The sequence below is a fragment of the Prosthecobacter fluviatilis genome (assembly GCF_055388355.1).
On sequence record NZ_AP043782.1, the window covers coordinates 5545550 to 5557170 of the forward strand.

11 protein-coding genes are annotated in these 11621 nt (G+C 59.7%); 7 read left to right on the forward strand and 4 right to left on the reverse strand.

Going from position 1 to position 11621, the window contains the following annotated elements; genetic code table 11:
• Positions 1–8: 8 nt before the first annotated feature.
• Positions 9–359: a VOC family protein gene (locus ACZ5WW_RS21630; protein WP_377162776.1), complete on the forward strand. Its 351-nt coding sequence runs from the start codon at positions 9–11 to the stop codon at positions 357–359.
• Positions 360–589: 230 nt separating this feature from the next.
• Positions 590–1492, forward strand: a complete 903-nt coding sequence (gene lipA / locus ACZ5WW_RS21635) for a lipoyl synthase (protein ID WP_377162778.1) — start codon at positions 590–592, stop codon at positions 1490–1492.
• Between the two features lie 2 nt (positions 1493–1494).
• Here the strand turns inward: lipA and ACZ5WW_RS21640 are convergent, their stop codons facing one another.
• Positions 1495–1917, reverse strand: a complete 423-nt coding sequence (locus ACZ5WW_RS21640) for a carboxymuconolactone decarboxylase family protein (protein WP_377162779.1) — start codon at positions 1915–1917, stop codon at positions 1495–1497.
• Between the two features lie 23 nt (positions 1918–1940).
• Entirely contained in the window at positions 1941–2222 is a 282-nt protein-coding gene (locus ACZ5WW_RS21645; protein ID WP_377162781.1) for an antibiotic biosynthesis monooxygenase, read from the reverse strand.
• Between the two features lie 84 nt (positions 2223–2306).
• Between ACZ5WW_RS21645 and ACZ5WW_RS21650 the strand changes: the two genes are divergently transcribed.
• Positions 2307–3224 carry a LysR substrate-binding domain-containing protein gene (locus ACZ5WW_RS21650; RefSeq protein ID WP_377162783.1) on the forward strand — a complete coding sequence of 306 codons (918 nt, stop codon included), beginning with the start codon at positions 2307–2309 and terminating at the stop codon, positions 3222–3224.
• Positions 3225–3322: 98 nt separating this feature from the next.
• On the forward strand, positions 3323–5209 hold the full coding sequence (nagB, locus tag ACZ5WW_RS21655) for a glucosamine-6-phosphate deaminase (protein WP_377162785.1): 1887 nt from the start codon (positions 3323–3325) through the stop codon (positions 5207–5209).
• A gap of 9 nt (positions 5210–5218) precedes the next feature.
• Here nagB and ACZ5WW_RS21660 read toward each other — a convergent pair whose 3' ends face one another.
• Complete coding sequence (locus ACZ5WW_RS21660) at positions 5219–5698, reverse strand: Fur family transcriptional regulator (RefSeq protein WP_377162787.1); 480 nt, start codon at positions 5696–5698, stop codon at positions 5219–5221.
• A 299-nt stretch (positions 5699–5997) separates the two neighbouring features.
• Here ACZ5WW_RS21660 and ACZ5WW_RS21665 point away from each other — a divergent pair, with 299 nt between their 5' ends.
• From ACZ5WW_RS21665 to rimO, 3 genes are all read left to right on the forward strand, one after another.
• Entirely contained in the window at positions 5998–6597 is a 600-nt protein-coding gene (locus ACZ5WW_RS21665; RefSeq protein ID WP_377162789.1) for a hypothetical protein, read from the forward strand.
• A gap of 33 nt (positions 6598–6630) precedes the next feature.
• Entirely contained in the window at positions 6631–8640 is a 2010-nt protein-coding gene (locus tag ACZ5WW_RS21670) for a hybrid sensor histidine kinase/response regulator (RefSeq protein WP_377162791.1), read from the forward strand.
• Between the two features lie 81 nt (positions 8641–8721).
• Positions 8722–10080 (forward strand): 30S ribosomal protein S12 methylthiotransferase RimO, encoded by a 1359-nt coding sequence (gene rimO, locus ACZ5WW_RS21675; protein ID WP_377162793.1) that lies wholly within the window; start codon positions 8722–8724, stop codon positions 10078–10080.
• Positions 10081–10092: 12 nt separating this feature from the next.
• On the opposite strand, the gene ACZ5WW_RS21680 is transcribed toward rimO, so the two are convergent.
• Positions 10093–11610 carry a tannase/feruloyl esterase family alpha/beta hydrolase gene (locus ACZ5WW_RS21680; protein ID WP_377162795.1) on the reverse strand — a complete coding sequence of 506 codons (1518 nt, stop codon included), beginning with the start codon at positions 11608–11610 and terminating at the stop codon, positions 10093–10095.
• Positions 11611–11621 lie beyond the last annotated feature (11 nt).

Consider the following 11621-nt stretch of genomic DNA (forward strand, 5'->3'; position numbering starts at 1 on the left):
TAAAGCGTATGAAAGTGGAACGACTCAAATACGTCATCTGGGCGGCGGACATGAACCGCGCGGTGAATTTTTATGCCAGCGTCTTTGGAGGCACGGTCCTCAAGCAGAACGACATCATCAGCGAGGTGGAGATCTGCGGCGGCGTCATCGGCATCCATGGTGGCGGGGAAGGGGCGCGGACCTGGACCGGGCTGAGCTTTCAGGTGCCGGATGTGATCGAGGGCGCGCGGGAGATCGTGGCCGCTGGAGGTGTGCTCACACGGGAACCCGAGCCCGAAAACGGTGAGCCGCCGCACCTGGCCATGTGCGTGGACACGGAGGGGAATGAGATCATGCTGACGCGGAAGCGCGTGCGGTGAGGCTGGCAAAAGATCAATGCCCCCACGGGTCAGCCTAGGGCTGAAGCGATGGGTGCATGGACGGAGAAATGAACGCGTTTGGGGCCTGGTGAAATGATTCTGGCCTGGATTTGGCCTTTGATGACTTTTATTTGCTGAGAACGGGGGTGGAGATACGGGGCTGGGGCTTGCCCAGGCGTCCAAACGCGTTGCATTTGGCTGCTTTTTGGGCCATCCATCTCCCCCCGCCCATGACCCCCAAGATCGACCCTGCCCTGCACCGTGACAAGAAACCGGACTGGATTCGTGTAACGCTGCCGCGTGACCCGAAGTTTTGGAGCACGAAGGGGCTGATCACGGATCTGAAGCTGCACACCGTGTGCGAAGAGGCGCAGTGCCCGAACCGCTGGGAGTGCTGGAGTCAGGGCTCGGCGACGTTTATGATCGCCGGAGACCGTTGCACGCGTGCCTGTGGTTTTTGCGCGGTGAAGACGGCCAAGCCTTTTGCGCTGGAAGCAGACGAGCCGCAGAGAGTGGCGGAAGCGACGAAGCGGATGGGGCTGAACCACATCGTGATCACCGCTGTGGCGCGTGATGATATGAAAGATGGCGGGGCGGATCACTTTGCCCGGACGATTGAAGCGGTGCGCGAAGCGGTGCCGACGATCACGATCGAGATTTTGGTGCCGGACTTCAACGGCAAGGATGATGCGCTGGAAGTGGTGATGAAAGCGAAGCCGCATATTTTCAACCACAACCTGGAAACGGTGGAGCGCCTGACGCCGCTGGTGCGCAGCCGTGCGATGTATCACCGCAGCCTTCACGTGCTGAAGCGCGCCAAGGCGATGGCGGCCGAGCTGGGCTCCAAATGCGCTACCAAGAGCGGCCTCATGCTGGGCCTGGGCGAGACTGAAACCGAGCTTTTCCAGGCGATGGATGATCTGCTGGAGCACGACGTCACGGTGCTGACCCTGGGCCAGTACCTGCGCCCTTCCGCGCAGCACCTGCCGGTGATCGAGTACATCCACCCGGACACGTTTGAGAACTACAAGCAGATCGCGCTGAAAAAGGGCTTCCGCCATGTGGCGAGCGCGCCGCTGGTGCGCAGCTCGTACCATGCGTCGGATTTCAAGCCTGAGCTGGATCTGGAGTAGGCTTACTTGCGGAAGCCGCCAGCCATGCGGTTCCAGAAATTGGCGAGTGAGACGACGAAGCCCAGCGCTACGATCTCCTCATCTGAGAACAGGGTGGTGAGGCACGCGTATTCTTGAGCATCATCATGCACGGTGGCCTTGTAGGTCAGGGCTTCGGCCCAGGCGAGTGCGGCCTGTTCTCGAGGTGTGAACAACGCTGATGACCGCCACTCCGCGAGCTGTTCGATGCGTGCCTGAGCCTCCCCGAGCTTTTGAGCCTCGCCTTGGTGCAGCTGGATGCAGTAGGTGCAGCCGTTGATCTGTGAGACTCGGAGCTCGACCAGTGCCCGCAGGCTGTGATCGATGGCGGTGTGCGCCAGGTCACGGGTCAGCTGCCGAAAGCGTGATGTGAGCTCCGGCTCGATCTTGGCGTAATCAATTCTCATGAGGGATGGTGTGCGGGGATGGTTTAAAGAGTGCCTGTTTCCAGCTGCTCCAAGTAAATAAATTCGGGGGCTTGGACGCCTGCTTCAGCTCGAATTTGAACAAGCTTGGGAGATTCGAAGAACTGTTTGGCGTCGGCGATGGAGGTCCAGGCGGAGAAGTGAACGATTTTGTTTGGGCTGTACTGATAGCGAAGGACCTGATAGGCGCGCTCGCCCGCTGCTCTGCGAATGCCTGCAGCACGGTCGAAGATGTTTTTCCAAGCCGGATAGTCGGCGACTTCATGAATGATGAGGACGTGGTGCATGTGAGGTGGGCGTGGAGTGAGGGGTAGGGGAGGTTTGAGTCTTGTGGAAATGCTATCAATGCATCAGATTGATGTTCTAAGCGCATGAATAGACCCTCCCTTTACGAGTTGGAATGCTTTGTCGCAGTTGCCGAGAATCTGAGTTTTTCCAAGGCTGCGAGGAGGCTGAATTTATCCCAGCCTGCCCTGTCCAGGCAGATCCAGGCTTTGGAGTCGAAGCTCAGCGGCCGACTGCTGGAGCGCAATACGCGGAGGGTTGCCCTGACACAGGCAGGCAAGCTGTGCGTGGAAGAGGCGAAAAAAGTGCTGACACAGCTCGACCAGGCCACGGAGAGCATCCGCCGTGTGGGCGCAGGAGAACCCATGCGGCTGCGGCTAGCCTTTGTGGGGGCTCTGCTGGATGATGGTCTGGCGAGGCTGCTGCAGATGTTTCGCGTCAGCCGGCCCGACTGCCAGATACAGCTGATGGACATGGCTCCGGCAGAGCAGCTGGTCGCCTTGGAGCGCGGGGAGATTGATGGCGCATTCATCGGTGCGGCACCGGCCAGGGTTTCCCGGCACATCAAGACCGTGATCTGGAAACAAGAGCGGCTGCAGGTGGTTTTGCCGGAGCAGCATGCCCTGGTCAGAAAGCTGATGCTGAAGCTGGCCCAGTTGGAGAACGAGAGCTGGGTGATGGTCTCCGCGAGAGCCGCCCCAGGGTTCAGGGAGCATGTGAGCGCGCTATGTCAGCGTGCCAGAATTCAGGCCAAAGTGGTGCAGGAGTCGGACCGGGTCGCGGCCGTGCTCACGATGGTCGCCGCCGGGCAGGGGATCAGCATGCTGCCTGCGTCCTTGTCCCGCTGGCTGAGCTGCGGAGTCGTGTTCAGGGACATTGACGAGACGAAAGCAGTGCTGGCTCATGCCTTTGCATTCAGGAGCGGAGACCGGGGGCGCGAACTGCTGGAGTTTGTGCAAATGCTTGGCTCACAAAGCGCTGAAACGGGGCAAATCATGCGGTGAGCTTTCATTAGTCCGCACCTAATGAAACGTGTGAGATGCGAAAGCGGGTTGCGTGCGCGGCATTCCGCGTTCTGTTCGCTCAACCCCAACCTACCACCATGTCCATTCGCCCCCCTGCCGAAGCCTACGAAAAAGTTCCGACTGTCATTTTCCCAGACTCCGCCAAGGCGGCCAAAACGCTGGCACAGGAAGTGAAGCAGCTGATCGAAACGAAGAACAAGGCAGGCAAACCGGCGGTGCTGGGGATGGCAACAGGGTCAACGCCAGTGCCGTTTTACCGTGAACTGATCCGTCTGCACAAAGAGGAAGGGCTGAGCTTTAAAAACGTCATCACCTTCAACCTCGATGAGTATTACGGGCTCAGCTCCGACCATCCTGAAAGTTACTCCATGTTCATGGCGGAGCAGCTGTTTGACCACATCGACATCCCGAAGGCGAACATCAATCTGCCCAGCGGCACGGTGCCGGGAGACCAGGTCTTCAACCACTGCCGCCAATATGAGGAGAAGATCGAGGCGAGCGGAGGCATTGACCTGCAGATTCTTGGCATCGGCCGGACAGGGCACATTGGATTCAACGAGCCCGGCTCCAGCCGCGACTCGTTGACCCGCCGGATCACGCTGGACCGTGTGACGCGGCAGGATGCGGCGAGCGACTTCCGCGGGGAGCAGAATGTGCCGCACTTTGCGATCACCATGGGTGTGGGCACAATTTTGAGGGCCAAGAAGCTGGTTCTGATGGCGTGGGGGGAAAACAAGGCTGTCATGGTGGCCAAAGCTGTCGAAGGGCCGATGACGGAAGTTATTTCGGCCTCCTTCCTGCAGGATCACCCCGATGCACGATTTTTCATCGACCACGGGGCCTCGCGCGAACTGACCCGCGTCAAGCTGCCTTGGCTCGTCGGTCCGGCGTCCTGGACCCCGCGCGAGACCCGGCGTGCGATGGTCTGGCAGGCATTCAAGATCAAGCGGCCGATCCTGAAGCTAGTGGACGAGCACTACAATGAGAACGGTCTTTCAGACCTGCTCTCCGAACAGGGGCCAGCCTACCAGCTCAACATTCGCATCTTTAACCAGCTGCAGCACACGATCACCGGCTGGCCCGGCGGCAAGCCTGATGAGGACGACACCTACCGGCCTGAGCGTGCGCGGCCCTACCCGAAGCGCTGCCTGGTGTTCAGCCCAGAGCCGCAGGACGCCATCACTGGCATGGGTGGCACGATCGACCGACTGGTGGAACAGGGTCACGATGTGCGGCTGATTGCACTGACTTCCGGCAGTCTGCGTGTGCCAGACAGTGAGGCGGATAAATTTGCGGAGACACTGCTGGAACTGGCCTCCAATGCAACGAACCCCACCACGTGGGAGCCTCAGGTGGCCTATGCCAGGGAGGCACTGGGACTGCTGGAGGCCAAGGGCGAGTTTGGCGAAGATCCGCCGCTGCTGAGGCAGCTCAAGGGGCTGATTTTGCGCGGTGAACTGCGTGACGCCGCCCACACCGTGGGGCTGGCGAATGACCGCGTGACCTTTGTGGACCTGCCTTTCTATGAAAATGGCCGCTACCGCCGCTTCAAGAGCACCGAGGAGGACCACAAGGTGCTGGTGCGTCTGCTGCAGGAGCACAAGCCGCATCAAATTTATATCACCGGCGACGCTGCCGACCCTTCCAGTGTGGCGGGCATCTGCTTCCGCCTGCTTGTGGCTGCCCTGCAGTCGTGCGGAGGCGAGGACTTTGCGGGTTCCTGCAGTGTGTGGCTGTACCGTGGCAAGGAGCGCCCGCTGGAGCCGCATGAGATCGACATGGCGATTCCGATGAGCCCCCTGCAGATTGAGCGCAAGGCCAATGCTCTGTCACGCTACGGAGCCCTGTCTTCCCTGGAAAAGGAGGCTCCGGAGACCAACCGTGAAAATGCGCGGCTGTATGATGCCCTGGGCCTGGCAGAGTATGAGGCCATTGAGACCTTCCAGCGCTGGCGCCGGGTCTAGGACCGGGTGTCAGTCAGCTACCGCGTGCCTGGCATCGCGGTAGCTGCATTTTCCCAGGCGGCGAAGCTCATCGCAGTGAGCTTCAATGCGCATGCTCTTCATGCTGGGCTGGAAGCCCAGCCGACGGGTGATGCAGTCATGGAGGAGAGCGGTGTGGTCGTCCTCAAATTCCACCACCCGATCGCAGTCGAGGCAGATCAGGTGATTGTGCTGGGGCTTGTCGAGAAAATTGGGGTCGTAGTAAGTCTGGTCACGTCCCAGATCTACTTCACGAAGCAGCCCGCACTCGACCAGCAGGGTGAGAGTACGATAGACGGTGGCACGGGATACGGTGCTGTCGAGCTTGCGTGCTTTTTCCAGCAGTTCCTCTGCTTTGAAGTGTTCGTCGGTGGCGAAGGCTGCCTCGACGATGACATCCCGCTGCTTGGTACGGCGCAACCCCTGGCTGGCCAGATGGGTTTCCAAGCGTTTAGTGATACGTTCATCCATGTCAGGGAGAGGGTAGCCATGGCGAAGGATCGTGCAAGGCAGCGCTTTTTCTGAATACGGTGGTTGAGATTGGTTAATTTAGAAGGCGGGAGTGATAAAATATCGTATAAAGTGAATGAGTGGAAATTGTTAACTTGTTGTTTTACAATGAGTTAAATTGCAAAAAAGAGGGGGTGAGCAGGGCTAAAAGCAGACCCAAAAGAGATAGGGATATGGCGGTAGCGTTCAAATTAATTTAAAATAATTATGGATTTTATTGTTAATATTGATAAAATTCATCGGACTGCCTGATTCCAAGCATGCCTTTACCATTTTCATTCTCCACCCAACGCCAAAGCTCCGAGGTCGCAAGGCCCGCAGAGCCCATCGCCGTGGCCATTGCGGAGAAGCTGATGAGCTTTGCCCCGGGTTTTGTCAGCACTGAGCCTATGCCAGTCGGCACGGGAAGCCCGTTTGCGCTGCCGGAGCAGGGGGCCATGGTCTGGGCAGCCCAGATGCAGCCAAGTTTATCTCCTTCAAATGTGGCGCATGCGCCCTACGCACCGGGGATGGAGGCCAGTAGGTCGGCAGAGCTGTTTGCGACAAAGGCTGTACCTGCGCCTGCACCTCTGCAGCCTGCCGCGCCAGCGGGCGCTGTGGCGCATGATCTGCCGGCCCAGATCGAGCAGCTTCGCAACGACATCTTCGGCATCGCCATGAATACAAGCGCCTTGAATGACCGGCTTGACCGAATGGAGCAACGTCTTCCCCAGACAGGGCAGCAGGCGCAGGCCAGCCTCGTTGCACTGCGTGGTGAGATTGAGGCGTGGCTGGAAAACCACCTCAGCGCGGCCGTCGAGCACTGCATGCAACAGATCCTCAGCCGCATGCAATCTGCTCCCAATCGTGCTGTTAATTGACCGTTATTGCCCTATTATTCGTTCTCACCTTCTATGAATTCCCTGAGACTCCGCATCCTGTTTCCCCTCTGGCTGTTCGGCTTCCTGCCGGCCATGGGGGCCACTCGCATCATGGGACAGCCGCTCGAGTGGTTCTTCGGGATCAACGGGGTGCTCCTTGGCGGTGGCGTCTTTCTGGCCGCCTATCTGGTGGCCGGCTGGCTGCTGAAGCCGACAACGGCTGTCATGAAGGGCACCACGGCGGTGCTGCGCGGGGTGCCCCCAGATGCGCAGTCCGCAGAATGGCTGCCGGCTGATTTCTGGAAGCTGCGCTGTGACATCAACATGATCTTTGCCAAGCAGCGTCAGGCGCTGAACGCGGCCGAACAGCATGCCTGCCAGACGGCACAGAGACTGCTTAATGCGGAGCGTCTGCTGCGTGAGGCATTCACGGCTCTGCAGGGCCTGTTTGCCGCGAGTGACGAGGGTGTGCTGGTGGTGGACGCCCAGGGGGCGATCATCGCATCGAACTCGAAGCTGGATGATTTTCTCGGGAAGCCTGTGGAGGAGATCGCCGGACGTGACTCAAAGCGCATTCTCAGCGCCTTGATCGACCGATTTGAAGAGAAGGCTGTGATCACGGCCTGGATCGAAAAGACCTCAGCGAGTCTCGAAGGCCAGGCTGAAACGCCGCCGCTGGTCTCCCATGACAACCGTGTTTTCTCCCTGCGCTCCAGCCCGATGCGGACGGATGCCGGCGAGGTGATCGGACGTATCTGGATCGTCAAAGACCGCTCTGAGATGCGCGTGCTGGAGAACCAGCTGCGCGAATCGCAGAAAATGGGAACGATCGGGCAGCTTGCCGGCGGCATCGCCCATGACTTCAACAATCTGCTCACGGCCATTCGTGGCAACCTGACGCTGGCAGAGCTGACGCCTGCCTCCAACCAGGCCGGAGTGCGTGACAAGCTGCAAAACGCCAACCACGCGACCACGCGGGCGGCCGAGCTCGTCAAATCCCTTCTTGGCTATTCGCGCCGCAGCACCGGTGCGGCGGTGCGCAAGGCCATGAATCTGAAGCGCCTTCTGGCGGATGTGCAGAACCTGCTGAAGCACAGCATCGATCCGCGTGTGACCATTCAGATGCGTGGAGGCATGGACGCCTCGTATGCCACCGGTGACGCCACGCAGATCGAGCAGGTGATGCTCAATCTCTGCCTCAACGCACGGGATGCGCTGCCTGCGGACAAGGGGGTGATCGAAATCGCTGTCGAGAACGTGACCCACCGCAAGCCGTCGAAAGCGGCGGAAAACAACGAGACGGCCGAATTTGTGATGCTCGTGGTGCGTGACAACGGCCACGGGATTTCCGAAGAGCACCGCCAGCGCATCTTTGAGCCCTTCTTTACGACAAAGTCAGGAAGCAAGGGAACAGGGCTGGGACTTTCCACCGCCCAGGACATTGTGCGTGAGCACGGGGGATGGATCGAATTTGACAGCGAGCTGGGACGGGGCAGCGAATTCCGAGTGTTCCTTCCAAGGCTGCTCAATCCTGAACAGGTCGAGGAGGAGTCGCCGATCGACAACGGTCCTGCCATCAATGCCCCGGTGGGCAGCCAGACCACCATCCTGGTGGTGGACGATGAGGCTCCGGTGCGCTCCATCGCGATGAACATGCTGGGTTTCCTTGGCTATCGAGTCCTGGAGGCCAGCGACGGCCAGCAGGCGCTGGACATCCTTCTACGCACCCAGGAGAAGGTGGACGCCGTCCTGCTGGACATCTACATGCCCAAGCTTTCCGGCCGTGACACGTTTAAAGAGCTGCGCGCCGTGGGCAATGATGTGCCTGTCGTGGTGTGCAGTGGTTTTGTCATTGATCCTGATGAGTTTACCATCCTCAGCCAGGGCCGGACGCCGCCTGTGGACATCATGCTCAAGCCTTACTCTCTGGACGGACTGAGCAAGGCGCTGGCGAAAGCGGTGCAGAAGCCGCAGACGGATGCCCGGGCGTTTGAGCTGAGCGACAACCGTGCGCCGCAGCAGCCAACGATGCTTGTTTCCTGAGACCCAATCTGGTGAAAACCGTCTTCCGGCGGTCATCTTTCCCCTTTTCGATTGCCGCAAAGGCGCTACCATCCGCGCCCCATGATCAAAGTCGGCCTCGTCTCCCTCGGTTGCGCGAAAAATCTTATCGACTCGGAAATCATGATCGGCCACCTCCAGCAGGCGGGCATGGTCATGACGCCTGAGCCGGACCTCGCGGATGTGCTCATCGTAAACACCTGCTCGTTCATCGACATGGCCAAGAAGGAGAGCGTGGGCGCGGTGCATGATGCGGTGGACCAGCGTGCAGGCTCGAAGAAGCGGGCGCGGCAGAAGATCATTGTGGCCGGCTGCCTTTCGCAGCGCTTTTCGCAGGAGCTTCCCGGCCTGATGCCGGAGGTGGATGCCTTCATTGGCCTCGATCAAATCACCGAGGTGGCCCCCATCATTCAGAAGCTTGTGGGGACCAAGGAGCACGAGCAGGAAAACTTGGTGACCCGTCAGCCGCAGTACATCCCAGATTATGACACGCCGCGCTTCCGGCTGACGCCGCAGCACATGGCGTACATCAAGATTGCCGAAGGCTGCAATCATCCCTGCTCATTCTGCATCATTCCGCGCATCCGTGGCCGCCACCGCAGCCGCACACAGGAAAGCATTGTGAAGGAGGCGAGACAGCTCATCGCCAGCGGTGTGAAGGAGATCAACCTTATCTCCCAGGACACGACCTATTTCGGCATGGACAAGTGGACGGAAGAGCGCCCGAAGCCACGCAGCGGGGTGGACTCCACCAAGGGCGAGTCCCTTTCCTCTCTCATCCGCGAGCTGAACCAGATCGAAGGTGATTTTTGGATCCGCCTGCTCTACACGCATCCCGCGCACTGGAGTGACGATCTCATTCAGGCCATCGCCGAGAGCCCCAAGGTGGCGCGATACATCGACATGCCGCTGCAGCACATCAGCGACCGCATGCTGAGCCTCATGAAACGCGAGACGGACGGCGCCTACATCCGCGACCTGATCAAGCGCATCCGTGCTGGCATTCCGGGCATCGCCATCCGCACCACGTTCATTGTCGGCTTTCCGGGTGAGACGGAGGCAGACTTCAACGAGCTGCTGAAGTTCATCGAGGACACCAAGTTTGAGCGTGCCGGGGTCTTCAACTACTCCCGTGAGGAGGATACGCGTGCAGCGAAGATGGAGGACCAGATCCACCACATGACCCGCAAGGCCCGCTGGAACGAGGCGATGCGTGCCATTCAGCGCAGCATCGAGGGCTTTAACACGACGCAGGTCGGCCGCAAAATGCGCGTGCTTGTGGAGGAGCCCGGAGTGGCGCGCAGCGAAATGGACGCCCCCGACATCGACACCACGGTGTTTGTGAACAAGAAGCTGCCGGTGGGCAGCTTTGCGGATGTCACGGTGAAGGAGTGGCGCGGGTATGATCTGGTGGCGGCGTGAGTGACGGCCAAGTCACTCTGCGGCCTTGGGCCGGAAACGTTCGGCGACGCGGTCCACACCACCGCGTGGCCCTTGAACGGGCTTAAACCCGGCTGAGGCGTCCCATCTGGTTTTTTCCGGGTAGGGATAGAGCGGCATGTCGATTTCAGTTCTGCCGTCGTTGACCCGTTGTGCACTGAGAGCGTGAGGTGCTTCGCCTTTTTCGCGCCAGTGCATGACCAGGCCGAGCATGTCGGGCAGTTTGTTGATTCCAGGGCCGGGGCCATGGCTCATGCCGGGGACGATGTAGAGTTTGCAAAATGACGCGGTTTTTTCAAGGGAGCCGAAGTGCTCGATGACGCGCTCGTAGTAGTCGAGCGTGGCGTGGTAAGGGACGCAGGAGTCGGAGGAGCCGGAGATCATGATGAGCTTTCCACCGCGTTTTTCGAAGGGGCTCAGGTCTGCATTTTCAGCGTTGAGATAGGGGCCGAGTGCTGCGGTGTAGGTGTCGATGTCCTTGCCGAAGTCGAGGCTGTAGAGGTCTTTGTCCTTGCCGAAGACCCATTGGAAAAGATAGAGGTGCCCGTGGGCGATTTTGAAGGAACTGCCGAGGGGGATGCCGTCGAAGATGCGCTCGCCGGTGATCGTGTGTTTGGGGCCGCCGAAGAGTTTCCGCAGCGCTTCGGCGTGCTTCTCCGTCAGCGTCGGGTCCTTCTTCTGGGCAATGGCGATGACGGCTTCGATGTCGTAATCGTTGCAGCGAGGATCGGAGACCATTTTGCCTGCGGTCTGGGGGATCTCGCGGGAAGCCATGTATTTATTGCCTGCGGCTATGATGTTCTCCTCCTGCGCGGGGGTGAATGGGCAGTCATGGAAAATCTGCTCGTTCCAGAGGAAGTAAGCATGCAGAGGGGTGCGGCAGTGGGCGGGGACGTTGGCCACGATGCCGTCATAATCTTCGGGATAGCGCTGGGCCTCCTGGAGTGCCTGCTGGCCGCCGGTCGAGCCGCCGGTCGAGCCGCCGCTGAAGTAGGAGTACTCGGGGGCGCGGCCATAGTAAGACTGGATGACCTCCTTGGCCAGCGTGGTCATGAGATGGGTGGCGCGATAGCCGAAGTCCTTCCACACATCCGGTTTGCCGATGCCGGAATCAGAATTTGGGGCGGTGCCCATGTCTGTGGTGGCCACTGCGAAGCCGCGAGCCATCGGCCCTGCGAGGCTTCCTGAATTGATGCGCCCTGCTGCGCCGCCGTTTCCCAGGCCGATGAAGCGGCGGTTCCACTGTGCTGCTTCAGGGAGCCAGATTTCCACATGGATGCTGGAGTCTGAAGCAGGTGTAAGGTTGGCTTTCACCACGACATGCGGCGGCACTCGTGTGCCTGTGCTGGCGCTGCTTTCTTCTACGAGAGTGATTTTTCCGGCTTTGATCGGAAGCTTTTCAAGCGCTGCGAGCTTTTCGGCCGGGGCTGCCGTTGCTGTGATGACGGCGAATGCCCTGAGGAAACCAAGGGTGCAAAGCAGGCTGAAGGTCCTGGAGGTGTGGTGTTTCATGGCGCAGGGCA

Coding starts and splice junctions, on each gene's coding strand:
- ACZ5WW_RS21665 (WP_377162789.1), top strand. CDS start 5,998: ATGCCTTTACCATTTTCATTCTCCACCCAACGCCAAAGCTCCGAGGTC.
- rimO (WP_377162793.1), top strand. CDS start 8,722: ATGATCAAAGTCGGCCTCGTCTCCCTCGGTTGCGCGAAAAATCTTATC.
- ACZ5WW_RS21645 (WP_377162781.1), bottom strand. CDS start 2,222: ATGCACCACGTCCTCATCATTCATGAAGTCGCCGACTATCCGGCTTGG.
- nagB (WP_377162785.1), top strand. CDS start 3,323: ATGTCCATTCGCCCCCCTGCCGAAGCCTACGAAAAAGTTCCGACTGTC.
- ACZ5WW_RS21670 (WP_377162791.1), top strand. CDS start 6,631: ATGAATTCCCTGAGACTCCGCATCCTGTTTCCCCTCTGGCTGTTCGGC.
- ACZ5WW_RS21640 (WP_377162779.1), bottom strand. CDS start 1,917: ATGAGAATTGATTACGCCAAGATCGAGCCGGAGCTCACATCACGCTTT.
- ACZ5WW_RS21680 (WP_377162795.1), bottom strand. CDS start 11,610: ATGAAACACCACACCTCCAGGACCTTCAGCCTGCTTTGCACCCTTGGT.
- lipA (WP_377162778.1), top strand. CDS start 590: ATGACCCCCAAGATCGACCCTGCCCTGCACCGTGACAAGAAACCGGAC.
- ACZ5WW_RS21650 (WP_377162783.1), top strand. CDS start 2,307: ATGAATAGACCCTCCCTTTACGAGTTGGAATGCTTTGTCGCAGTTGCC.
- ACZ5WW_RS21630 (WP_377162776.1), top strand. CDS start 9: ATGAAAGTGGAACGACTCAAATACGTCATCTGGGCGGCGGACATGAAC.
- ACZ5WW_RS21660 (WP_377162787.1), bottom strand. CDS start 5,698: ATGGATGAACGTATCACTAAACGCTTGGAAACCCATCTGGCCAGCCAG.